The sequence below is a fragment of the Nocardiopsis sp. NPDC055879 genome, from assembly GCF_053615935.1.
Genome location: NZ_JBSHCT010000035.1, coordinates 24,723 through 48,291, shown reverse-complemented (window position 1 = coordinate 48,291; position 23,569 = coordinate 24,723). Strand labels below are relative to the sequence as shown.

The 23,569-nt window shown below is 70.2% G+C and carries 22 protein-coding genes; 3 read left to right on the top strand and 19 right to left on the bottom strand.

All coding sequences use genetic code 11. The annotated features are described in order from the left end of the window. Window positions 1-388: 388 nt before the first annotated feature. Entirely contained in the window at window positions 389-1,687 is a 1,299-nt protein-coding gene (gene tyrS / locus ACWGKS_RS27755; RefSeq protein ID WP_358508109.1) for a tyrosine--tRNA ligase, read from the bottom strand. 231 nt (window positions 1,688-1,918) lie between these two features. Here tyrS and ACWGKS_RS27750 point away from each other — a divergent pair, with 231 nt between their 5' ends. The 3 genes from ACWGKS_RS27750 to ACWGKS_RS27740 all read left to right on the top strand — a co-directional run bounded on the left by ACWGKS_RS27750 (window position 1,919) and on the right by ACWGKS_RS27740 (window position 4,197). After that, window positions 1,919-2,734 carry an alpha/beta fold hydrolase gene (locus tag ACWGKS_RS27750; protein WP_358508111.1) on the top strand — a complete coding sequence of 272 codons (816 nt, stop codon included), beginning with the start codon at window positions 1,919-1,921 and terminating at the stop codon, window positions 2,732-2,734. Then, complete coding sequence (locus tag ACWGKS_RS27745; RefSeq protein ID WP_358508113.1) at window positions 2,727-3,308, top strand: TetR/AcrR family transcriptional regulator; 582 nt, start codon at window positions 2,727-2,729, stop codon at window positions 3,306-3,308. The genes ACWGKS_RS27750 and ACWGKS_RS27745 overlap by 8 nt, the downstream gene beginning before the upstream one ends. 178 nt (window positions 3,309-3,486) lie before the next feature. Continuing rightward, window positions 3,487-4,197 (top strand): HNH endonuclease family protein, encoded by a 711-nt coding sequence (locus ACWGKS_RS27740; protein ID WP_452524636.1) that lies wholly within the window; start codon window positions 3,487-3,489, stop codon window positions 4,195-4,197. A gap of 4 nt (window positions 4,198-4,201) precedes the next feature. Here ACWGKS_RS27740 and ACWGKS_RS27735 read toward each other — a convergent pair whose 3' ends face one another. The 18 genes from ACWGKS_RS27735 to ACWGKS_RS27650 form a co-directional block, all read right to left on the bottom strand. Continuing rightward, window positions 4,202-4,711 carry a hypothetical protein gene (locus ACWGKS_RS27735; protein WP_358508117.1) on the bottom strand — a complete coding sequence of 170 codons (510 nt, stop codon included), beginning with the start codon at window positions 4,709-4,711 and terminating at the stop codon, window positions 4,202-4,204. A 116-nt stretch (window positions 4,712-4,827) separates the two neighbouring features. Beyond that, window positions 4,828-6,060, bottom strand: coding sequence for an L-2-hydroxyglutarate oxidase (gene lhgO / locus ACWGKS_RS27730; RefSeq protein WP_452524634.1), 1,233 nt, complete (start codon window positions 6,058-6,060; stop codon window positions 4,828-4,830). A gap of 27 nt (window positions 6,061-6,087) precedes the next feature. Further along, on the bottom strand, window positions 6,088-6,537 hold the full coding sequence (locus ACWGKS_RS27725) for a DUF742 domain-containing protein (RefSeq protein WP_452455691.1): 450 nt from the start codon (window positions 6,535-6,537) through the stop codon (window positions 6,088-6,090). Further along, the gene (locus tag ACWGKS_RS27720; protein ID WP_452524632.1) at window positions 6,527-8,638 is read right to left on the bottom strand and encodes a sensor histidine kinase; all 2,112 of its coding nucleotides are present in this window, start codon (window positions 8,636-8,638) and stop codon (window positions 6,527-6,529) included. The genes ACWGKS_RS27725 and ACWGKS_RS27720 overlap by 11 nt, the downstream gene beginning before the upstream one ends. Before the next feature lie 275 nt (window positions 8,639-8,913). Then, window positions 8,914-9,831, bottom strand: a complete 918-nt coding sequence (locus tag ACWGKS_RS27715) for a sirohydrochlorin chelatase (protein WP_452524630.1) — start codon at window positions 9,829-9,831, stop codon at window positions 8,914-8,916. A 149-nt stretch (window positions 9,832-9,980) separates the two neighbouring features. Further along, a complete protein-coding gene (locus tag ACWGKS_RS27710) occupies window positions 9,981-10,583 on the bottom strand; it encodes a GTP-binding protein (RefSeq protein ID WP_358508127.1) in 603 nt (200 codons plus the stop codon). After that, the gene (locus ACWGKS_RS27705; protein ID WP_358508129.1) at window positions 10,564-11,037 is read right to left on the bottom strand and encodes a DUF742 domain-containing protein; all 474 of its coding nucleotides are present in this window, start codon (window positions 11,035-11,037) and stop codon (window positions 10,564-10,566) included. Before ACWGKS_RS27705 ends, ACWGKS_RS27710 begins: the two co-directional genes overlap by 20 nt. Continuing rightward, window positions 11,034-11,468 (bottom strand): roadblock/LC7 domain-containing protein, encoded by a 435-nt coding sequence (locus ACWGKS_RS27700; RefSeq protein ID WP_304073430.1) that lies wholly within the window; start codon window positions 11,466-11,468, stop codon window positions 11,034-11,036. Before ACWGKS_RS27700 ends, ACWGKS_RS27705 begins: the two co-directional genes overlap by 4 nt. Window position 11,469: 1 nt before the next feature. Beyond that, window positions 11,470-13,938: a sensor histidine kinase gene (locus tag ACWGKS_RS27695; protein WP_358508131.1), complete on the bottom strand. Its 2,469-nt coding sequence runs from the start codon at window positions 13,936-13,938 to the stop codon at window positions 11,470-11,472. Between the two features lie 265 nt (window positions 13,939-14,203). Beyond that, entirely contained in the window at window positions 14,204-15,622 is a 1,419-nt protein-coding gene (argH, locus tag ACWGKS_RS27690; RefSeq protein WP_358508133.1) for an argininosuccinate lyase, read from the bottom strand. Between the two features lie 51 nt (window positions 15,623-15,673). Further along, window positions 15,674-16,210 (bottom strand): arginine repressor, encoded by a 537-nt coding sequence (locus tag ACWGKS_RS27685; protein WP_358508135.1) that lies wholly within the window; start codon window positions 16,208-16,210, stop codon window positions 15,674-15,676. Next, window positions 16,207-17,151, bottom strand: a complete 945-nt coding sequence (gene argF / locus ACWGKS_RS27680) for an ornithine carbamoyltransferase (RefSeq protein ID WP_358508137.1) — start codon at window positions 17,149-17,151, stop codon at window positions 16,207-16,209. Before argF ends, ACWGKS_RS27685 begins: the two co-directional genes overlap by 4 nt. Next, window positions 17,148-18,356, bottom strand: coding sequence for an acetylornithine transaminase (locus ACWGKS_RS27675; protein ID WP_358508139.1), 1,209 nt, complete (start codon window positions 18,354-18,356; stop codon window positions 17,148-17,150). Before ACWGKS_RS27675 ends, argF begins: the two co-directional genes overlap by 4 nt. Then, on the bottom strand, window positions 18,353-19,339 hold the full coding sequence (gene argB / locus ACWGKS_RS27670) for an acetylglutamate kinase (RefSeq protein ID WP_358508141.1): 987 nt from the start codon (window positions 19,337-19,339) through the stop codon (window positions 18,353-18,355). Before argB ends, ACWGKS_RS27675 begins: the two co-directional genes overlap by 4 nt. Beyond that, on the bottom strand, window positions 19,336-20,118 hold the full coding sequence (locus ACWGKS_RS27665) for a bifunctional ornithine acetyltransferase/N-acetylglutamate synthase (protein ID WP_358508143.1): 783 nt from the start codon (window positions 20,116-20,118) through the stop codon (window positions 19,336-19,338). Before ACWGKS_RS27665 ends, argB begins: the two co-directional genes overlap by 4 nt. 16 nt (window positions 20,119-20,134) lie before the next feature. Then, window positions 20,135-21,163 (bottom strand): N-acetyl-gamma-glutamyl-phosphate reductase, encoded by a 1,029-nt coding sequence (gene argC, locus ACWGKS_RS27660; protein WP_358508145.1) that lies wholly within the window; start codon window positions 21,161-21,163, stop codon window positions 20,135-20,137. 137 nt (window positions 21,164-21,300) lie between these two features. Beyond that, window positions 21,301-22,749, bottom strand: a complete 1,449-nt coding sequence (locus tag ACWGKS_RS27655) for an NAD(P)/FAD-dependent oxidoreductase (RefSeq protein WP_358508147.1) — start codon at window positions 22,747-22,749, stop codon at window positions 21,301-21,303. Window positions 22,750-22,910: 161 nt separating this feature from the next. After that, window positions 22,911-23,402: a MarR family winged helix-turn-helix transcriptional regulator gene (locus ACWGKS_RS27650; protein WP_358508149.1), complete on the bottom strand. Its 492-nt coding sequence runs from the start codon at window positions 23,400-23,402 to the stop codon at window positions 22,911-22,913. Between the last annotated feature and the right edge of the window lie 167 nt (window positions 23,403-23,569).

The following is a 23,569-nucleotide window of genomic DNA, read 5'->3' as shown; positions in this document are numbered from 1 at the left end:
TCGAGTTTACATGCTCCGAGCACCGCTCGAACCAGGCTGCTTTGAAGAGGATGTCTGTGATCGCGGTCCGGTGCCGAGCGCGAACCAGAAGGTTCGTGCGCTCTCCGTCCCGCAGCGACTCTTTCGAGTGTAGGGGTGTCGGGGGCAGACGTCAACTCAGGACCCGGATCCGGTGCCGTTACGGCGATCCGGGCCTCGATCGCCCCGGTTCGGGCGGCTTCTCAAGGCCCCTGACGTGCGCGGTCCTCACACCAGGCCCACGCGTCACATCGGCTGTTGTCAGACATGGGCTTCTTGCCCTCTTCGCTCCGCGACCAAACCCGGGCTTTCCCCGAACGCGCGAGGGGCCGATCTCCACGAGATCGGCCCCTCTACAAGCTGCTCGACGTCAGCCGCGAAGCACGACACCGCCGACGTTGCGCTTGCCCTTGCGCAGGACGACGAAGCGGTCCTGGAGCACATCCTCGGTGGACAGCTTGGCCTCGACGTCGGTGACCTTCACGTTGTTCACGTACGCGCCACCCTCCTGGATCGCGCGGCGGGCCGCGGACTTGCTCGGGGTCAGCCCGCTCTGCGCGAACAGGTCGGTGACGAGCAGGTCGGTGACCGGGCCCTCCACCTCGGCCTTGGGCACCTCGGACAGAGCGGACTCCAGGGTGCGCGCGTCCAGCTCGCGCAGGTCCGCGCGACCGAAGAGAGCCAGGCTGGCCTCCTTGACTTTGCGGGTCTCCTCCTCACCATGGACCAGCGTGGTGAGCTGCTCGGCGAGGGCGCGCTGGGCGGCGCGGGCCTGGGGACGCTCCTCCGTCTGGCGCTCCAGGTCGGCGATCTCCTCCTGGGACAGGAAGGTGAACACCTTGAGGTAGCGGGCGACGTCGCGGTCGTCGGCGTTGAACCAGAACTGGTAGAAGGCGTACGGCGAGGTGAGTTCGGGGTCGAGCCAGATGGTGCCGGACTCGGTCTTGCCGAACTTGGTGCCGTCGGCCTTGGTCAGCAGGTTCGTGGTGAGGCCGTGCGCGGACCCGTGCGGTTCGTTGCCCTCGATCCGGCGGACCAGGTCCAGGCCGGCGGTGATGTTGCCCCACTGGTCGGAACCACCGGTCTGCAGGACGCAGCCGTAGCGGCGGTAGAGCTGCACGTAGTCGTAGGACTGGAGCAACACGTAGCTGAACTCGGTGTAGCTCATGCCCTCACCGTCGAGGCGGCTCTTGACCGTCTCTCGGGCCAGCATCTGGTTGATGCTGAAGTGCTTGCCGACGTCGCGGAGCAACTCGATGGCGTTGATCTCGCCGAGCCAGTCGCCGTTGTTGGCCAGGATCGCGTCGGTGGGACCGGCCTGCTCCCCTTCCGGGGTGAAGCGCAGGAAGGCCGACAGTTGACCGGCGAGGTTGCCGACCCACTCCTGGACCGTCTCCACGGAGTTCATCTGTCGCTCGGCATTGGGCTTGGGGTCCCCGATGAGGCCGGTGCCGCCGCCGACGAGGGCGATGGGACGGTGGCCGGCCTGCTGGAAGCGGGCCAGGGTGAGCGCCTGGGTGAGGTGGCCGACGTGCAGGCTCCCCGCGGTCGGGTCGAAACCGCAATAGAGGGTGATCGGACCATCGGCCAGCGCCTTGCGGAGTGCGTCAAGGTCGGTCGTCTGCGCGATGAGCCCGCGCCACTGGAGTTCGTCGATGATGTCGATCACTGTGTAGCTCTCTGTCGGATAGGCGGGCCCACGGCCCGATCTGCCTAGCAGTCTAGGTCGGCTCACCGGGTGCCTCACCCGGTTTTCCGTCATGGGTCACGCTAGCGGGCCGCGCCCCGACCGCCCCATCGTGCCCCGCCCGAAACCCGATCGAGGCACCCCTTGACCATCGAAGCTAATGCCATTAGCTTTTAGGGTAATAGCAATAGCCAAAGCGAGGGAGAATCGACCATGCATCTTCTGGAGCGCCCCGAGGGGCGCATCGCCTACGACCTGTACGACGGGGACGGGGACCACGACGGGGCCCTCGTGGTCTGTGTCCCCGGCATGTTCGACCACCGGGCGTCCTTCCGCTTCGTGGGCCGAGCCCTGGCCGCCGCCGAGTACCGGGTCGCCGTCATGGACCTGCGCGGCCACGGGGACAGCGACACCACCTTCACCGCCCACGACAGCCGCGCCGCCTCGACCGACGCGATCGCCCTGGCCGAGGAACTGGGCGGGGAACGGGTGATCATGGTCGGCAACTCCATGGGCGCCGCCGCGGTGACCATCGCCGCCATCGACCGGCCGGACCTGGTCGCCGGCATCGCCCTGCTCGGCCCGTTCCTGCGACAACCGGCTCTCGACCCGGCGACCCGCGCCATGATGCGGCTCCTGCTCACCCGACCGTGGGCACCCCGCGCGCTCACCCTCTGGTACGACCGGCTGCACGTCGGACGCACCCCCGAGGACCACGCCGAACAGAAGGAGCGGGTCCTGCAAATGCTGCGACCCAAGGAGCGGTTCCGGGCGATCGCGGCGACCATCAACGCGCGCAACGAGACGATCGACACGACGGAGGGGATGGCGGCCGAGGCGGTCGTCATCATGGGCGAGTCGGACCCCGACTGGAAGGACCCGCGAGCCGAGGCTCGATGGGTGTCCTCGGTGGTGGGCGGCCGGTCGGTGATGGTGCCCGACTGCGGTCACTACGCCCAGGCACAGCGACCCGACGTGGTCACCCCGGTCCTTGTCGACCTGATCGAGAAGGTGGCCGCCGATGCCTAGGGCCGGTCTGACCCCGGAGGTGGTCGTCACCGAGGCCTCCCGGTTGTGCGACCAACAGGGGTACGGGGCTCTCTCCCTGGCGGCGGTGGCCAAGCGCCTGGGCGTGGCCACGCCCAGCCTCTACAAACACGTGCCGGGGTTGGACGAACTGCGCCGCCGGGTGGCGTTGGCCGCCGTGTCCGACCTGTCCGAACGGCTGCGCGCGGCCGCGGTCGGTCTCTCGCGTGGCGCGGCCGTACGCGCGCTCTTCGCGGCGTTCCGGACCTACGCGCACGAGCATCCCGGGCGTTACACCGCGTTGCAGCGGGAGGCCCCGCCGCCGGAGGAGGCCGAGACCTACGCGGCGTTCGCCCGCCCGGTCGAGGTCATCGCCTCGGTCCTGCGGGGGTTCGACATCCCCGAGGACCGCCTGGTGCACGTCATCCGGGCGCTGCGCAGTGCTCTGCACGGGTTCATCGACCTGGAGACGCACGGCGGGTTCCAGATGCCGGAGAACCTCGACGAGAGTTACACGTTGCTGGTGGACGGTTTCGTTCGGATCCTCGAACAGTGGCCCGAGGCGGAGGGGACCTGATGCTCGCCGAACATCCAGTTGCCGCCGGTGTGGCACTCCTCCTGGTGGGTTCGTTGGCCTTCGACCTCCTCGGTTGAGTCCGCCTTCGAGTTCTCCGGGGCGCCTCGATGGTCCAAGCTTGGAGTGGTCGTGACCTTCTCCCCGCCGGTCGGGGTGCACAGATGTTGGAGTCTCCCGCATGTCGAAGCAGTCCTCCCCCAAGGGTCGAAAGCCGAAGTCCAAACTGGCGGCCGTCGTCAGCACTCTGGTCGGCGTGGTCGTGGTCGCCGTCATCGTGTTGCAGCAGCTGGGGGTGATCGACCTCGAAACCGGAGGGTCCCCCAGCGAGCCGCAGGGCGCACCCGGCGACGTCTCGGCCTCCGATGTCGACCAGGCCCGCGAGCGTATCGAGGAGATCCGTGTCGAGGAGGAGAACGACCCGGGCGGCTACGACCGGTCGCTGTTCCCGCACTGGAGCGAAGAGGACGGCTGCTCGACTCGCGAGACCGTGCTGAAGCGCGACGGCGAGGGCGTGGAGATCGACGAGGACTGCCGCTCGACCTCCGGCAGTTGGTACAGCGCCTATGACGGCGAGACGTTCGACGACGCGCAGGATCTCGACATCGACCACATGGTCGCCTTGAAGGAGGGGTGGCGGTCGGGCGCCCACGAGTGGTCGACCGAGGACCGCGGACGGTTCGCCAACGATCTGGACACCACCCAGTTGTGGGCCGTGAGCGCCTCGACCAACCGTTCCAAGGGCGACGCCGACCCGTCGGACTGGCTGCCCCCGCTGGAGTCCTCGCACTGCGACTACGTGGTCTCGTGGATCGAGGTCAAGCACGAGTGGGACTTGAGCATGGACCCGGACGAGGAGACCGCGGTGCGCGAGGTGTTGGAGGGTTGCTAGGACGTCAGGCGGGGTTCTCCTCGACCACTCCCCTGGCGGTGGCGAGGAGTTCATCCCGGCCCAGCAGCCCCGAGGTGTCGCGGACCTCCACCGCGACACCTTCGCCCGGGGTCCAGAAGGCCTCCCGCTCACCGTGCAGGGCGGGGGCACCGTCGTCCCTGCTCAGGTCGGTGAGCTCCCAGGTTTCGGGGTCGCGTTCGTGGTAGCGGGTGAGGAAGGACCGGACGGCGTCCAGGTCGACGAACTCGTCGCCGCGCATCACCAGGACCTGGAGCACCACCTGGAATCCGCCGCCCTCCTTGGCCTGTTCCCAGGCCCGTGAGGTGAAGGCGACGTCCTCCCATTCGTAGGTGAAGTCGGCGGCCGAGGCCTGCGCCCCGACCTGTTCGGGCAGGTGCGTGACGGCGAATCCGTCCAAGGGTCCTCCTCGGGTTCCTGCGGCCGGCGTGGCCGCGGTGAGCACGAGCGCGAGTACGACGGCCAGGGCCGCCGGGGCCCACCTGGTCAGGGACATTGCGCCTCCACCGGTGGCCACGGGACCGTCCCGCGCCACCCTTTCCATGGTCGGCGCGGCGGCGGCCCGGTACCAGGGTGTCCTCGAACCTGTGGATAACTCCGGTCCGACACACCTTAGGTCCGGGTGGGACGGTGCCCGTCCAGGTGCGAGTCGTAGAGGAACTCGGCGATCGCGAGCGAGGAGGTCGCCGCCGGTGAGGGCGCGTTGCGCACGCACACCACCCGCCCCTGCGTGTCCACGTGGAAGTCGTCCAGCAGGGAGCCGTCCCGTCCGAGTGCCTGGGCCCGCACCCCCGCGGGGGCGGGACGCAGGTCGGCGGTGGTGATCTCGGGCAGCAGTCGACGCGCCTGGGCCGCGAACACCGCCCGGGACGCCGAGACGACCGTCTCCCGTGCGCCCACCGTCCAGTGTCGGCGGGCCAGGCGCCAAAAACCGGGCCAGGTCAGGGTATGGCCGAGTTCGCGTGGGCGCAGGTCCCGGGCGCGGTATCCCTCCAGGGCGGTGGCCAGGATCGCGTTGGGGCCGGCCATGACCTCACCGTGGACGTGGCGGGTCAGGTGGACCCCGAGGAAGGGGTAGCGGGGGTCGGGCACCGGGTACAGCAGGCCACGGACCAGGTCACGGCGCTCGGGGACGATCTCGTGGTAGTGCCCGCGGAAGGGGACCACGCGCGGGTCGGGGTCGGCGCCGGCCATGCGCGCGAGTCGATCGCTCTGTAGGCCACCGCAGAGCACGACCTGATCGAAGCGGTGTATGACCCGCTCGCCCTTGGGGTCTCCGGTGAGGACCTCGGCGCCGTCGGAGTCCTGACGCAGGTCCAGGACGGGGGTGTTGAGCAGGACCCGGCCCCCGCCTCGGCGCACGTCGTCGGCGAGCTGTTCGGCCACGGCGACGAAGTCCGTGATGGCGGTGGTGGGCGAGTGGAGTCCGGCCAGGCCCACGGCGTGGGGTTCGACGTCGCGGATACCGTCGGGACCCAGGCGGGTGACGCCGGGAACGCCGTTCTCGCGCGCCGTGCGTTCGATGTCGTCGAGGCGGTCCTCATCCGCCGCGTCGACGGCGACCAGGAGCTTGCCCGCCTCGCGGTAGGGCAGGTCGTGCTCGGCGCAGTACTCGCGGAGCATGCCGACGCCGCGACGGCAGAGGGTGGCCTTCAGGGAGCCGGGCCGGTAGTAGAGACCGGCGTGCACGACACCGCTGTTGTGTCCGGTCTGGTGCGCGGCGACCCGGTCCTCCTTCTCCAGGACGGTGACACGGGTGCCGGGGCGGTGGAGGGTGATGTGGCGGGCCAGAGCCAGGCCGACGATCCCCGCTCCGATGACGCCGATGTGTTCGGTGCTGCGCATGGGCGCACGCTAGCAACACCCGGGGTCCTAGAGGGAACGCAGCCCGACGAGAACGGCGTGCAGGATGTCCTGACGTTCCAGCGGTCGCGAGGGACCGCAGCGTTGGAGAGCCCCTTCGTCGATCATCGCGGCGACCATGCCGCGGACCTGACCGACCGGCAGGCGGATCTCGGCCGCGATCTCGGCGACGGTGCGGGCGTGCAGGGCGTGGGCGAGGATGGCCTCACGTTCGGGTCTGAGCCATTCCGCCGGGCCCGGGGTTCTGGCGGCCACGACCAGGGAGAGCAGGTCGAGGTCGACCGGCCCGCGTCCATGCCCGGGCACGATGTCCGGTTCCGCCGCGCCCGCGTCAATGGCGTAGGGGCGCAGGAACCGTTCGTTCTCCGCGGCCTCTTCGATGGCCCGGCCCTTGGAGGCGCCGGTTCGGTCACGGGTGTCTCGTTGCGGACGGCGGGCGTGCCGGCCCTCAGCGTTCACGGTGTCCTCCTGGTGGCGTCTGGGTCGGGAGCGGCGCGATCCCTTGGGGGCCCGACGGACCGAGGTGGGTTTGTGGGCCCGAAGCTCCCACGGTCCACTGCGGCCCGGAGTGGCCGACCCCGTTCTGGACGGGGTGGCCGTTGACGGCGCCGGAGACGGTGAGCGGGTTGTCGACCGGTTCGAGCAGGCCGTCGGGGATCAGGGCGGTGGCTCGGGTGCCCCCGTAGGGTGAGGGGTGGAGCCAGACCCTGACGCCGTGACGTTCGGCGAGGCGGGCCACCACGAACAGACCCAGACGCGGGTCGTCGGGCAGCGCCATCACGTCGAACTCCGGGGGTTGGGTGAGGGTCCGCTCGGCGGCGGCGTACCCCTGTTCGGACATGCCCAGGCCCCGGTCCTCGATCTCCACCAGCAAGCCTTCGGCCGTCGGGGCGCAGCCGACGTCCACCGGTGTGCCCGCCGGGGAGAACTGGGCGGCGTTCTCGACGAGTTCGGCGAGCAGGTGGACGACGTCGGCGACGGCCTGTCCGTGCATCAGCACCCGGGGTGCGGAGGTGAGTCGGACCCGTTCGAAGTCCTCGGTCTCGGCGATGGCCGCGCGCAGCACGTCCACCAGGGGGCGGGGCTGACGCCAGCGTCGGGCGGATTGGCCGCCGCCGAGGATGATGAGGTTGTCGGCGTAGCGGCGCGCCCGCGTGGCCAGGTGGTCCAGGCGGAAGAGTCGGCGCAGGGCCTGGGGGTCCTGTTCGTTGTACTCGATCTCGTCGAGCAGGCGCAGTTGGCGCTGGACGAGGGTCTGGTTGCGAAAGGCGATGCCGAGGAAGGCGCGGTTGGCGCCGCGACGGATCTCCGCTTGGCGGACGGCGGCCTCCACCGCGGTGATCTGGGCGCTGTCGAAGGCCTCGGCGACCTGACCGACCTCGTCGTCGCCCTGTTCGTCCAGGGGCGGCAGTTCGTCGATGACGTCGACCTTGTGGCCCTGCTGGGCGCGCTCGACGATGTCGGGCAGGTCCGCGTCCCGTTCCATGATCTGCTCGCGCAGCGCGGAGAGACGTTCGCTGAGGCGGCGGGAGGAGCGGCCGACCAGCGCGATGGCGATCACGCCACCGAGGAGGAGGATGGCGGCTCCGGCCGAATGTATCCAGATCTCCAGGACGGCGGCGTTCCACGCCAGGTCGACGGTGCGCGCGGTCTGGGCGCGGGTCGACTCGCCCAAGGCCTCGACGGAGACGGGAGAGGAGGCGTCCCACTCGGCGGCGCCCACCTCCACCGCGGAGTTCCACTCGCTCAACGGTCCCCCGTCGACCCCGTCGACGCCTTCGGCGACCGGGGGGCGGGTGACCACGCGCCGGCTGAGCCTTTCGGTCTCGGTCCAGGCGGCGTCTTCGGTGATGGTCTCGTGGTCGGTGCCGTCCAGGGTGGCCCGGTAGGAGGCGGTGAGATAGGTGAAGTGGGCCGTCTCCTCGTAGCTCATCCGACCTGCCGCGATGACCCCGGCCAGGAGCGCGTCGGCGGTCGCGTAGTCCTCGTGGGCGTTGAGGAGTTCGCGAGTGAGGACGGCGTCGCCGAGGTTCTCCCCCGCCCCGGTGGAGTGGACCAGTGCGACGGAGGTGGCCTGGACGGATTCGATGAGGCCGCCGTATCCGGCCAGGACCTTCGGGCGATCTGCGGACCGGTCGTCGATCGACGCGCGCAACGCGGTGAGGTCCTCGGTGGCCCCGGCGACCTCGGCGGCGCCGCGACGTACCTCCTTGTCCCGGTCCTCGAAGCCCGCGGCCAGGTCGATCGCGCTCGCCAGGGCCTCGTCGGTGCGTTCGCGCTGCCCTTCGAGCTCCTCCTGGACGGTGGAGGTCCTTCCCGCGTCCTGGGCGCCAAGGTGCACGACCGACAGACGACGTTCGGCGCGCAGCTCCTCGGCCGCCTCGGACAGGGTCAGGGTGCCCTGGCGCGTCTGGCCGATGTCGCCCACGAGTTGTGCGGCCTGGACCGTGCCGACGGCGGCGATGATCAACCAGAGCGCGAGGAAACACAGACTCGGAATCAGGACGATGCGGGTGAGTTGCCCGCGGATCGTCCTGGTGGACGCGTGGTTTCTGCGCATGGCCCCCTCCAGCCCGTGCGGGTGCCGAGGCTTCCCTGGAGTGGTGCCACGGCGGCTTTGGGTCCTGCCGAGGCTATCGAAAAATCATTGCCTTAAGTTGTCGAATAATCACAAACAGTTATCCGCGCAGGCGCGAAAACCGGGCCGAAACGTGTTAGGTGGACCGGAACCCCCGGATGAACATCCAGGTCACAGCGGATGAGAACAGAACAGGACCGCCCGGGTCCCCGGACGGTCCTGTTCTGAAACCCTCAAGCCATGGGCGTGTCGCGCCCTCAGTCGTCGGGACGGTGCCGCGAACCCACCGGTGCGGGCAGCTCCTCGGCGGTCGGCGGCTGCTCCACGCCCAGGGAGTTGAGCACCTCCGCGTAACGCAGGGCGGCGATCTTGCCGAGCAGGCTGTCGGAGCCCATCGGCGCGCTCGGTCTGGCGCCGAAGCGCTCCGCGAGATCCGCCAGGCGCTCGGCCGGGAACTCCGGTCCCAGGGCGCTGGGCGCGATGACCGGGCGGCGGCTGCCGCCCTGGCGCATCTGGCCCATGACCTGTTCGAGCGAGGCCTCGTCCTCCAGGTCGGCGGGCAGGACGGTCAGGCCCAGGCGGGCGGCGAGCAGGACCGCGGTCACACCGGCGGCGCCCACCGCGCCCTCACCACCGACGGCACCGACGACGACGCCGTCGGCCATCGTGGTGTTGCGGGCGGTGACGCTGATGAGTCGCATTCGGTCGGCGCGGACGAACCCGGCCTCGGCCAGGCGAAGGTGGAGGACCTCGGCGAGCATCGGGTGCGGGCCGAGCCCCTCGGTCACCCGGACGTTGGCGTCGACCTCGGAGACGGCGGCCTCGATCGCGTGGTTGGTGGCCGCGTGCGGGGCGGTGACCAGCGGGACCACCACACCGTCCAGCGGACGGTCATCGCCGTCGTCCAGCTCGGCGAGGGCCTCGGTCAGGGTCTGATCATCGCCCTCGATGTGTCCGTAGCGGATGGTGACCTCGGGGCGGTAGGCCCGAACGAGGTCGGCCATCCGGGCGCCGATCGACTCGCCGTCGGCCCCCCGGGCCTGTTCGGCCGTGCCCGGCACCGCCATGATCAGAGCCGGGGTTCCGAACCAGTTGTCGAAGGACAACGGGTTGCGGTGACGTCCAGAGCGCCGCTTGGGCAGTTCACGTGGGGGAAGTCGGTCAGAGTTTCGCATACCAGGATTCAGACGAGAGGGCGGATGGGTGCGCATGAACAAATCAGGGGTCGCTGCGGCGACATTGTAGCGTTCAACACCACATTCAGGGGTGTATGTCCTGAACGTATACCGGTTCGGCCCCCTCTCGTCGCCCGGGGGCGCCCCGGTCAGCCGCTCAATGCGGGCCTGCGGCCATCGATGACGTGGGTCACCAAGCGGACGAGGACATCCTTCGCCGATCCTCGTTCGCGCGCGTCCGCCATCAGTACAGGTACATGCGCCGGGATGTCCAGGGCCTCCCGCACCTCCTCGGTCTCGTAGGCGGTGGCGCCGTCGAAGCGGTTGACCGCCACCACGAAGGGGACCTGACGACGTTCGAAGAAGTCGACGGCGTGGAAGCAGGTGTCGAGTCTGCGGGTGTCGGCCAGGACCACCGCGCCCAACGCGCCCTCGGCGAGTTCGTCCCACATGAACCAGAAGCGGTCCTGGCCGGGGGTGCCGAAGAGGTAGAGAACGATGTCCTGGTTGATGGTGATACGGCCGAAGTCGAGGGCGACCGTGGTGGTGGACTTGGCCTCCACCCCCGACAGGTCGTCGACGCCGTAACCCGCCTCGGTCATCACCTCCTCGGTGCTGAGCGGGGTGATCTCGCTGACCGCCCCCACCAGGGTGGTCTTTCCGGCGCCGAACCCTCCGGCGACGATGATCTTGACTGCCTGCGGGATCGCCTCTTGGGCGCCCGGCCGGTTCTCAGAGTCTGCGGATGCCATCGAGTACCGCCTGAAGCACTTTCTTCTCGGGGAGCTGGGTCATGGGCGTGGCCGCCCGAGTCCGGACCTCGCCCTGGGCGATCAGGTCGCCCAGCAGGATCCTGACGACGGTCAGGGGGATGTCCAGGCGCGCGGAGATCTCCGCGACCGAGATGGGGCGACGGCAGAGATCGAGGATCTCCTGTCGTTCGGGGTCCTGGGGGCGTCCTTCGTGATCGCCCGTCACCATCACGATGGTGATCATGTCCAGCCGTCCGCCCGCGGTGGGCGGGCGGGTGCGGCCCTTGGTGATGGTGTAGGGACGCACCAACGGACCGGTGGGCGCGTCGCCGGTGCGCACACCCGGGGCGGGTCCTTCGGAGGTCGGATGGCCTCTCCCCCAGTGCCGGGTGCGGTCCCGTCCGTGGAACGGCTCCCGCCCCCGCGCCCCTCGCCGATCGTACGCGGCGCTCATGATCCGACACCTCCCGTGGGAGTGAGCTGTCCGGGGCGGCGGGGCGCGGCGGTGAGGAACTGGCCCACCCGCTTGACCCGCAGGTTCATCTCGTAGGCGACCAGTCCGACGTCGGCGTCCTCGGAGGCCAACACCGCCAGGCAGGCGCCCTCGCCCGCGGCGGTCACGAACAGGTAGGAGTGCTCCATCTCCACCACGGTCTGTCGGACGTCACCGCCGCCGAAGTGCCGTCCGGTGCCCCGTGCCAGGCTCTGGAAGGCCGAGGCCAGGGCCGACAGGTGTTCGGCGTCCTCGGCTCCGAGGCCTCGGGATCGGCCGAGCAGCAGCCCGTCGGCCGATAGCACGATCGCGTGACCGGCGCCGACGACGCGGTCGACCAGATCGTCGAGAAGCCAGTCCAGGTTGTCCGCGGCCTTGCTCTTGCCCACCATCTCAGTCGTTCTCTCCCCTGTGGTCGTCGGCAGCTGCACCGACCTGGTCTTCACTTCCGTGTCCGAGCCCGTCGGCACCGATCTCCTCGGCCCGACCGCGCCGGGTTCCGGCGCTGAAGGCGTTCATCATGCGGCGTGCTTGGTCCGGGCTGCGTTGTGCCACCGATGCGGACTCGGTGGGGGCGCCGTCCCGGAGGCGGGGCGCCAGGCTGGCCTGTTTACGGCGTCGGGGCAGTCCCTCCCGACCGGGGCCCGCGCCGACCCGCGCGGGTTCGATCTCCGACACCCGGTCGTCGGTGCCGCGTCCTCGCCCGCGGCGGGGCAGCGGCGCGGGCGCGGTGATGGTCCCCGGATCGGTGTCGGCCCGGGGTTCGTTCGTGCCCTGTGGATCGGGCACCGGGCGCAGGATCGGGCGTCCGGGCCTGGTCCCCGCCTCGGCGGCGAGCAGGTCGGTGGCGTCGGCCTCCGCCTCGGGGCCCTCTGATCCGTTCGTGCCGGACCGGCCCAGGGTGGTGATCCCGACCAGGTCGTGCGAGGGGCCGGAGGCCACCAGGTCGCCGGGGACCAGCACGACGGCCCTGGTCCCGCCGTAGGGCGAGGGGCGCAACTGCACCCCGATGTCGTGCTTGCGCGCCAGACGGGCCACCACGAACAGTCCCAGGCGTCCGTCGGTCCCGGGGGTCATCATGTCGAACTCGTGGCCGTCGGTGAGGGTCCGCTGGGCCTCGCGCTGCACTTCCTCCGTCATGCCCAGGCCACGGTCCTCGATCTCGATCGCCACGCCCTTGGGGACGGTGCCGGTGTCGATGGTGACGTCGGTGTGCGGCGGAGAGTAGGCGGTGGCGTTCTCCACCAGTTCGGCGAGCAGGTGGATGACGTCGGCGACGACGGATCCCACCAGGGACAGGTCGGGTACGGAGGTGAGTTCGACGCGGGCGTACTCGTCGGTCTCGGAGATGGCGCCGCGCAGGATGTCGACCAGGGGCACGGGGTGGCGCCAGCGTCGACCCGGTCGTCCCCCGCCCAGGATGATGAGGTTCTCGGCGTGCCGGCGGCCGCGGGTGGCCAGGTGGTCGAGTTGGAAGAGGCTTTCGAGCAGGTCGGGGTCCTCCTCCTCGCGTTCGACCCGGTCCAGGAGCTGGAGTTGGCGTTGGACCAGCGACTGGTTGCGATGGGCGATGCCGAGGAAGACCCGGTTGGCCCCGGCTCGGATGTCGGCCTGTTTGACGGCCGCGGCCACGGCCGTGCGTTGGGCGGTGTTGAACGCGTCGGCGACCTGGCCGACCTCGTCGTTGCCGTGGTCGAGCTGTTTCATCTCGGTGTCCAGGTCCACCGACTCCCCCGCCTCCAGGCGGCGCACGATCCTGGGCAGGTCGGTGCGGGCCATGGCCAGGGACTGGGCCCGCAGGGTGGCCAGACGGTGGGTGAGCCGACCGGCCGAGCGGGACGCCACACCGTAGGCGACGGTGCCGGCGAACAGCGAGATGATGCCGCCGCCCACGGCCAGGGTGAACATCCAGGAACTGGAGGACTCGGTGGCCGCGACCACGGCGACCGTGCGGTCCGCGACCGTGGCGGACAAGGCCTCTTCGGTCCGGTCGGCCACGTCACGCCAGTCGTCCAGCCCGCCGGGGACGGAACGGTCACTCGTCTGTTCGCCGGTGAGGGGGTCGACGCCGACCGTGGCCTCGTGGTGGGCCAAGGCGTCGGTGATCTCCCTCGCCCGTGCCCAGTGCTCGGAGTCCAGGAGCCCGGCGATGTCGGCGGAGGCCTCGCCCTCGGAGGTGGCCAGGGATTCCAGGCGTCCGGAGACCTCCCCGTTCAGGGAGGCGAGGTCGGCACGGCGGCGCGGATCCAGTTCGCCTTCGGCCAGCGCGCCGCTGACGACGGCGTCGGCGTGGGCGAAGCCCTCCTGGGCCCAGAGCAGGTCACCGGTGGTGGCGGCTTCGAGCGCGGCGGGACCGTCGTCGAACCCTCCAACGGTGTGCTCGTAGAGGCGCACTCCCAGTCGCGCGGCCTCCGTGTAGACCCGCATGGTCTCCGTGGCCTCACCCGGTTCGACGAGGTCGGCGGCGCGCCTGGCCTCGACCGCGGAAAGGGCCTCTCGGAAGGCGCTCGCGCGCGGGTCGGGGTCGTCGGGATCGACCGCGAGGGTGTCCCAGACCTCGCGGACCCCTTCCAGGGCGGTGTCGGTCTCCCCCGCCGCCGCGGCCCACTCGCCACGGCGCTCCGCGTCGGGGGCGGCCAGGTACTCGGCGCTCACGCGTCGCTCGTGCTGGAGCGCGGTGAGCACGGAGGTGAGTTCGGCCGCGGCCCGACCGTCGGTGACCGAGGAGCGCAGGGAGACCGCCTGTGCGAGGGTCGCCGAGCTGAGCACGACGAACAGCACGAGGAAGGTGATGCCGGGAATCAACACGATGCGATTGAGCTGTGTTCTGATCCCGGACCTCGGGCCTGCGGACTGTCCCACTGCGCTCCTCCCCCGGCCATGGCCGCGGGCACCGAACGACGCCTGACGACGTGGCCGCCCCCACGCGAGCGATGACGGCGCGTGCAGAGGGGAACACGTGTGGTGCCCGCAGTGTCAGGACGCTATCGCACAGCCCTCGGTGCTGTACGGGGAATTCCACATCGGTCGTGGAAACCGCGTCACCTCGGGTGATGCGGACGCGCTACCGCTGAGCGCCTCCGCTAGCGCTTCGGTGTGTTCGGGCACCGTGGTCACCGAACGGCGTCTACGCGGTGAAGCCCTTGCGGTGTTCCTCGACGGCGGAGCGCAGCCGCTCCAACTGTTCGGCGACCCGGACCGGGGCGGTACCGCCCTTGCCCGAACGGGAGGCGAGGGAGCCGGGGACGGTGAGGACCTCGCGGACGGCCGGGGTGAGGTGCCCGGAGATCGCGGCGAAGTCGGCGTCGGTCAGGTCGGGCAGGTCGATGCCGCGTTCCTCGCACACGCGCACGCAACCACCGGCGATCTCGTGGGCGTCCCGGAAGGGCACCCCTTCGCGGACCAGCCATTCGGCGATGTCGGTGGCCAGGGAGAAGCCTTGGGGGGCGAGCTCGGCCATCCGGTCGGTGTGGAAGGTCAGGGTGGCGACCATCCCGGTCATGGCGGGCAGCAGCAGGTGGAGGCTGTCCACGGCGTCGAAGACGGGTTCCTTGTCCTCCTGCAGGTCCCGGTTGTAGGCCAACGGCAGACCCTTGAGGGTGGTGAGCAGGCCGGTGAGGTCGCCGACCAGGCGACCGGCCTTGCCTCGGGCCAGTTCGGCCACGTCGGGGTTCTTCTTCTGCGGCATGATCGACGAACCGGTGGAGAAGGCGTCGTCGAGCGTGACGAAGGAGAACTCCTTGGTCGCCCAGAGGATGATCTCCTCGGACAACCGGGACAGGTCCACGCCGATCATCGCGGTGACGAACGCGAACTCGGCGACGACGTCGCGCGAGGCGGTGCCGTCGATGGAGTTCTCCACCGAGTCGGGGAACCCGAGTTCGGTGGCGACCTCCTCCGGGTCCAGCCCGAGGGAGGAACCGGCCAGGGCACCGGACCCGTAGGCGGAGACGGCGGCGCGGCGGTCCCAGTCCCGGATCCGTTCGACGTCGCGGATCAGCGGCCAGGCGTGGGCCATCAGTTGGTGGCCGAGCAGGATCGGTTGGGCGTGCTGCAGGTGTGTGCGGCCGGGCATGGCGGCGTCGGGGTGGGCCCCGGCCTGGTCCGCGAGGGCGCGCACCAGGTCGAGCAGCCCGTCGGTGATGGTGCGGGCCTCCTCGCGCAGGTACATGCGGACCAGGGTGGCGATCTGGTCGTTGCGGGAGCGTCCCGCGCGCAGCCGACCGCCGAGTTCGGCGCCGACCCGCTCGATGAAGCCGCGTTCGAGCGCGGTGTGCACGTCCTCGTCCGCCAGGACGGGGGTGAACTCGCCCGAGGCCACGTCGACCTCCAGCCGGTCGAGTCCCTCGATCATGCGGTCGAGTTCGTCGGCGTCGAGCAGCCCGGCACGGTGCAGGGCGCGGGCGTGGGCGCGCGAGCCCGCGATGTCGTGGCGGGCCAGCCGCCAGTCGAAGTGGGTGCTCAGCGACAGGCGGGCCAGGGCCTGGTCCGGTCCGCCCTCGAAGCGGCCGCCCCACAGGCGCAGGGCCTCGGGCTGGTCGGCCATGGTGTTCTCCTTGAGTGTTTCGGTCGGTGTGGACGGTGCGGGTGCGTGCCGTCAGGGTCTGCGGTCGGCCAGTCGGAGGAGTGCGGCGGCCAGGTCCTCCCCGCCCTGGGGGTCGCGGGAGATCACCAGGATGGTGTCGTCGCCGGCGATGGTGCCCAGGATCGCGTGGAAGTCGGTGTGGTCGATGGCCGACGCCAGGAACTGCGCGGCCCCGGGCGGGGTGCGCACTATGACCATGTTGGCGGAGGCCTCGGCGGAGACGAGGAGGTCCTCGGCGAGTCGGTTCAGGCGTGCGCCGGAGACCTGTTCGAGGTCGAGGCTGTCGGGGCGGGTGCGTTGCAGGCGCTCGCCGCCCTCCCCGGGCAGGACGTAGGCCAGGTTGCCGTCGGCGGTGCGGAGTTTGACCGCGCCGAGCTCGTCCAGGTCCCGGGAGAGGGTGGCCTGGGTGACCTGTACGCCGCCCTCGGAGAGGCGTTTGGCCAGTTCGCCCTGGGAGCGGACGTCCTCGCGGGTGAGGACGTCCGTGATTCTCGCGTGTCTGGCGGCCTTGGTCATGGGTGCGGTGGCGCCGCCGTCGTTGTTCGTCATCCCTGGGTCGGCAGCTTGTCGTTCTCGTCCAGGAGGAAGGCCAGGAGGGCCTTCTGGGCGTGGCGGCGGTTCTCCGCCTCGTCCCAGACCACGCTCCGGGGGCCGTCGATGACCCCGGCGGTGATCTCCTTGCCGCGGTAGGCGGGCAGGCAGTGCAGGACGATCGACTCGGGGTGGGTGACCTCCATGAGCGCCTCGTCGACGATGTAGGGGCGGAAGGGCGCCTCGCGGGACTCCTTCTCACCTTCCTGGCCCATGGAGACCCAGGTGTCGGTGGCGACCACGTCCGCGTTCTCGGCGGCCTCACGGGCGTCGGTGGTGACGGTGATCGAACCCCCGGTGGTGGCGGCGAGCTCCTGGGCGCGGGTGAGGACGACCGGGTCGGGGTGGAATCCGTCCGGCGCTCCGATCCGTACGTGCATGCCGGCGGTGGCGCAGCCCAGCAGGTAGGAGTGGGACATGTTGTTGGCGCCGTCACCCAGGTAGGCGAGGGTGAGGCCGGCCAGGGCGCCCTTGTGCTCCCGGATGGTCTGCAGGTCGGCGAGGATCTGGCAGGGGTGGAACTCGTCGGTGAGGGAGTTGACCACCGGCACGTTGATGTGGCGGGCCAGGTTCTCCAGGTCGGCCTGGGCGAAGGTGCGCCAGACCACGGCGGCGACCTGGCGTTCCAGGACCCTGGCGGTGTCCTCCAGGGGTTCGCCGCGGCCCATCTGGGTGCTGCCGGAGTCCAGGACGAGCGGGCTGCCGCCCAGGTCGGCCACGCCCACCGAGAAGGACAGGCGGGTCCGGGTGGAGGGCTTGTCGAAGATGAGGGCGACGGTGCGCGGGCCGGACAGGGGCCGGTGGCCGAAACGGTCCCTCTTCATCTCGTCGGCCAGGTCCAGGACTCGCGCCTGTTCCTGAGGGTCGAGGTCGTCGTCGCGCAGGAAGTGACGGGTCATGACTGCGGCTCCTTCGTCGCGGCGGCCTCGGCGGCGTCCAGGATGGTCGGCAGGGCCTCGATGAACACCCCGATCTCCTCGGGGGTGATGACCAGGGGCGGGGCGATGCGGATGGTGTCGGGGGTCACCGCGTTGATCAGGAACCCGCGGACCGCGGCCTGTTCCTGGACGTGGGCGGCGTGCGGGCCGGTGAGTTCGAGGGCGCGCCACAATCCGCTGCCGCGTTGGCCGGCCAGCAGGGGGTGGTCGATGCCTTCGATGTGTTCGGCGAGCACCCCGCCCATCACCTGAACGTGCTCCAGCAGGTTCTCTTCCTCGATGGTGTCGATGACCGCGAGCGCCGCGGCGCAGGCCACCGGGTTACCGCCGAAGGTGGAGCCGTGGTCGCCCTTGTGGAAGGCGTCGGCGAAGCGGCCGAAACCGATGGTGGCGCCGATGGGCAGGCCGCCGCCCAGGCCCTTGGCGAGGGTGAGCACGTCGGGGCGCACGTCCTCGGCCTGGTGGGCGAACCACGCGCCGGTGCGGCCGATGCCGCTCTGGATCTCGTCGAGGACGAAGGCGGCTCCGGTGCGATCGCACAGGGCGCGTACGCCGGTGAGGTAGCCCTCCGGCGCGGGGACGACCCCGGCCTCTCCCTGGGTGGGTTCGAGGAACACGGCGACGCAGTGCTCGTCCACGGCCTCGGTGAGCGCGTCCAGGTCACCGTGCGGGACAAAGCGCACGTCCATGCCGAAGGGACCGAAGGGTTCACGGATGGCGTCCTTGCCGGTGAGGGCGAGCGCGCCGGAGCTACGGCCGTGGAAGCCCTTGTCGGTGGCGACGAAGTAGTGCCGAGCGGGGCCGGCCGCACGCTTGACCAGCTTCAGGGCGGCCTCGTTGGCCTCGGTGCCGGAGTTGGCGAGGAAGACCTTGGCGTCCCCGCCGACCAGGCCGATGAGGCGTTCGGCGAGTTGGACCTCACGTTCGTGCACGAACAGGTTGCTGGTGTGGGCCAGGGTGGCCGCCTGACGGGCGACCGCCTGGACCAGGGCGGGGTGGCCGTGTCCCAGGGCGGACACGGCGATGCCCGCGATGAGGTCGAGGTATTGGCGGCCGTCGGCGTCGTAGACCTCGCAGCCGCGCCCGAGGGTGAGGGCGATCGGGGGGACCCCGTAGTTGGGCATGAGCGAGGCTTCGAAGCGCTCCCTCAGTTCGCTGCTGGTCACTTTGTCTCTCCCGGGTTCGTAGCGTCGGTGTGGGTCGGGCGCCAGGGGCGCGGGTAGTGGCCGTGGCCGCCGAGCAGCTCGGCTTCGAGTACTTCGTCGGCGACCATGGTGCCCACGCCCCGGTCGGTGAAGACCTCCAGGAGCAGGGAGTGCGGGACCCGGCCGTCGATGATGTGGGCTTGGGGGACGCCGCCCTCGACCGCGTTCAGGCACGCCTCCATCTTGGGGAGCATGCCGGAGGACAGGGAGGGCAGCACGGCACGCAGCTCGTCCACGTTCAGTCGGCTGATGAGGTCGGTGTTGGCCGGATAGTCGGCGAACAGACCCTCGACGTCGGTGAGCATGATGAGTTTGCTGGCGCCGAGCGCGACCGCGAGGGCGGAGGCGGCGGTGTCGGCGTTGATGTTGTAGACACCGCCGTCGTCGGCGCGGGCGACGCTGGAGACGACGGGGATGCGCCCGTCCGCGATGAGCGCGGAGATCGCGCCGGGGTCGACCTCGCGGACCTCGCCGACGCGGCCGATGTCGACCCTCTCTCCGTCGACCTCCACGTTCTTGCGTTCGGCGTACAGGAGGTTGGCGTCCTCACCGGACATGCCCACGGCGAAGGGGCCGTGCTGGTTGATCAGGCCGACGATCTCACGGTTGACCTGGCCGGTGAGCACCATGCGGACGATGTCCATGGCCTCGTCGGTGGTGACGCGCAGACCGGCGGTGAAGGTGGACTCCACTCCGGAGCGTTCGAGCATGGCGCTGATCTGGGGGCCGCCGCCATGGACGACGACGGGACGCAGTCCGGCGTAGTGCAGGAAGACGATGGATTCGGCGAAGCGGACCCGCAACTCCTCGCTGATCATGGCGTTGCCGCCGTACTTGACCACGACGGTGCGTCCGTGGAAGCGCGAGAGCCAGGGCAGCGCCTCGATGAGGTTGGCCGCCTTGTCCAGGGCCCGGGCCTGGTCCTGTGCGGAGCGGGAGTTCATGCGGTGACCTGCCTGTCTTCGGTTGTGGGGGGATCGGCGTCGAGCTGGGCGGCGAGTTCGGTGCATACCCGGGCCAGGAGGTCCCGGACGACGTTCTCGTCGGTGGGGCCCTCGGCGGCTCCGCCGGCCATGAACAGCACCATGTCGTTGGTGCCGGTCAGCGGCGCGAAGGCCTCGGCTGCGGCCTCCTCGACCATGGCCTGACACTGGTGGTGTTCCAGGGCGGCGTCGGTGGTGAGCACGCACAGGACCGATCCCAGGGAGGGGTCGGGGCCCTTGGCCATGCCACCGACGGTGATCCCCCCTCCGCGTCGGAAGGCGATCTTGGCGACGGTGTCGTTGGTGCGGATGGCGTCGGCGGCGGCCAGGCCCCCGCCTCGTCCGGCCTCGGCGACGGCCTTGGTCAGGCCTTTCCCAAGGGTGTCCAGGGGTGGTCTGGTCCCGACGGGGCCGGCCGCGCCCAACACGATCTCGGCGGCGGAGTCGGAGAGCAGTTCGGCGGCGCGTTCGGCTTGGGAGTGGGCGTCCTGGAAGCCGAGCGGTCCGGTGCCGGCGTTGGCGCAGCCGGAGTCGAGGACCACGGCGCGCACGCGTCCGCCCGCGACGACCTGGCGGGACCACAGGGTCGGCGCGGCCGGGTCCGGGTGGTCTGCGAAGACCGCTCCGGCGGCCGGGGAGGGCCCGTCGTTGACCACGATGGCGACGTCACGGCGGTTACCGGAGGTGGTGCCGGCGTGGACGCCCGCGGCGCGGAATCCCTGGGGCGCGGTGACACTCATCGGGTGTCTCCTTTCCTCAGGGGGCGACCGCGGCGAGCGGCAGTCCGGTGGTCTCGGGGAGGCCGAGGGCGAGGTTGGTGCTCTGGATCGCGCCACCGGCGGTGCCCTTGGTGAGGTTGTCCAGGGCCGCGACGGCGACCAGGCGGCCGGCCTCCGCGTCCGTGGTGACCTGTACGAGGGTGGTGTTGGCGGCCAGGGTCATGGCGGTGTTGGGCCAAGTGCCCTCGGGCAGCAGGTGGACGAAGGGTTCGTCGGCGTAGGCGGTCTCGTAGGCCGCACGGACCTGGTCGGCGGTGGCGCCGGGCTTGAGGGGCGCGGTGCAGGTGGCGAGGATGCCGCGGGGCAACGGGGCCAGGACCGGGGTGAAGGACAGGCGGACCGGCTCTCCGGTGACGGAGGTGAGGTTCTGGATGATCTCGGGGTTGTGCCGGTGGGCGCCGCCGACCCCGTAGGGGCTGAGCGCGCCCATGATCTCGCTGCCGACCAGGTTGGGCTTGGGCGCCTTTCCCGCGCCGGAGGTGCCGGTGACGGCGACCACGGTCAGGTCGGGTTCGACGAGCTGTTCGGCCAGACCGGGGAAGAGTCCGAGGGTGGCGACGGTGACGTGGCAGCCCGGGACGGCGACCCGGCGGGCGTCGGTGAGCTGTTCGCGCCGACCGGGGAGTTCGGGCAGACCGTAGGGCCAGGTTCCGGCGTGGGGGGTGCCGTAGAAGCGTTCCCAGGCGGCGGCGTCGTCGAGGCGGAAGTCGGCGCCGCAGTCGACCACGAGGACGTCGTCGCCGAGTTCTCGGGCGATGTCGGCGGATTGGCCGTGTGGCAGGGCGAGGTAGACGACGTCGTGACCGCGCAGTTCCTCGATCGTCGTAGGGGCCAGGATCCGGTCCGCGAGCGGAAACAGGTGGGGCTGGTGCTGGATGAGGGGGGTGCCCGCGTTGCCGCCGGCGGTGACGGTTCCGATCTCGATCTCGGGGTGCCCCAGGAGCAGACGCAGCAGCTCACCTCCGGCGTAGCCGCTGGCCCCGGCGATCGCCGCTGTGTATCCCATGGTGAGACCCCCTCTTCGAAATGGATTGGACCATCATGCATGCCCTTGCAAGTTTATGCAACCAAGTTCGAAGGTGGCCACCATCGCTCACGTGACATGGGCGACACGGTCACTCCGCGTCGCCCAGGGCTCGATGTTCAGCGGCCGGGCATGCGGGTGGCGATACCGGCCAGGCGTGAGGTGTTGCCCTTGCCGCTGGAACGGAACTCGCGGCGGTCGGCGGTGCGGTACAGGCCGTTCACGACCTGGGTGCCGACCCAGCGCAGCGGCTCGGGCTCCCAACCGCCGGCCTCGTGGCCGACCCAGGGCAGCCGGGTCAGGTCGGTGCGGCGGCCCAGCACGAGGTCGCGCAGGGTTCGCCCGGCCAGGTTGCTGATCGAGACGCCGCTGTGGGCGTAGCCGCCGGCCCAGGCCAGGCCGGACTCCGCGTCCAGCTGCACGGTGGGCGACCAGTCCTTGGGCACCCCCAGCACCCCGGACCAGGCGTGCTCGATCGGAACGTCGGAGACCTCGGGGAACATGCGGGTCAGGGCGCGCCAGAGTTCGACGATGGCCTGCGGTTGGGTGGCGCCCTCGTCCACCGGGGAGGCTCCGGGCCGCTTGGACTCGCCTCGACCGCCGACGGCGATGCGCCCGTCGGGGGTGCGCTGAGCGTAGACGTAGAAGTGCGCCGCGTCGCCCAGGACCTCGCCGCCCTCCCAACCGATCCCCTTCCACAATGTGTCCGGGATGGGTTCGGTGACGATCATCGACGAGTGCATGGGGCGCCACTTGCGGCTCTGACCGCGCAGGGTTCCGGTGAAGCCCTCGGTGGCGCGGACGACGTGGTCGGCGCGCACGGTGCCGTGGTCGGTGACCACGGCGGGGCGTTCGGATCCCTGGCGAGGGCGGATCTCCTCGACCGTGGTGCCCTCGAACAGGTCCACGCCCAGGTCCTCCACCACGCGGGCCAGCCCGGTGACCAGCTTGGCCGGGTGCAGGCGGGCGGCGTGCGGTGTGTAGCCGGCGGCGACGGCGTCGCGCACGGCGATGCGGGGGGTCTGGTCGGGGTCCACCATGTGGAAGTCGTCGGGCCAGTAGCCCCAGTCCTGGAGGTACTCGATGTGACCCTGGAGGCGGGTGCGCTGGGCCTCGTTGCCGGCGACCAGGTACATACCGCCTTTGACCTGGTCGGCGTCGATGCCCTCGGCCTCCAGGACCGAGAGCACCTCGTCGACGGTGGTCATCAGGCCGCGTTGGAGGGCGACCATGGACGACTTGCCATGTGACTGTGCGTAGCTCTCCCGTGAACCGGCGAACTCGGCCGAAAGCCACCCTCCGTTACGGCCCGACGCACCGAAGCCGGCGAACTCGCGTTCAACCACGCAAACGCGCAGGTCGGGCTGGTCCTTCTTCAGGTAGTAGGCGGTCCACAGACCGGTATAACCGGCTCCGACCACGCAAACGTCGTAGTCGGTGTCGCCCGAGAGGGGGTCACGACGTTGGGGCAATCCGATGTCACGGAACCAGTGGGAGACGCCGCCGTTGGCGAAGCGTGTGGACCGGGGAATCGGCCTCAGCTGGGCAGCAGTGGTGAAAAGCCTCATGATTCCCCCCGGAACATCCGTGTCACCGACCCACCCCGCTCTGGGCCCCGACCTCTGGACAACCTACATGGGCAACGACCATGCGTGGGATGATTTCTGCACATTCGAGAGGGTTCCGAGCCAATTGAACGGGGATTCGACTACGTAGGGTTCCGAGACCCTCAGCTCGAACTGTCACGGAGCGTACGCGCGATGGCGGCGAGTTGTCGAACGCCCTCGCTCCCCAGTGGGGCGAGCACGTGTTCGTGCAGTCGTTGGACGTGCTTGTCGCGCGCGGCGCTGATGAAGGCCAACCCGCTCTCGCTCAGGGTCGCGTAGACGACCCGTCGGTCCTCGGCACAATTGTTCCGTACCAGGTAACCCTCCTTCTCCAGCCGGTCGGCGAGCTTGGTGAAGCCGCCGGTGCTGAGGCTGACCTCGCGGGCCAGGCGACTCATCGGCAACCGGTGTTCGGGGGTGCGCTGGAGCCGGATGAGCACTTCGAACCAGGGACCGGCCATGTCCTTGCCGTCGGGGGTTATTCCCTTCAGGAGCTTGGGCTCGATGGAGTGCATCGCCTCGGAGACCAGCCCCCAGGCGGTGATCAGGTCGTCGTCGTCGGGACGGTTCTCGGCGTGCGTATTCTCGACACCGTCGATCGGTTGCGCGGTCATATGTCCCCCTGTTCGTAGCCCAGGGCGCACGAACCAGGCCACACCCCAGAGAAGTATCTTCCGAGTAAATATTACTCGAATATAGCAGTCAGGGACAGTAGTTTCCTAGAAAAATAAATATCCCGTCGGCGCGCTCGCGCCGACGGGTGGGTGCCGGACCTGTGGAC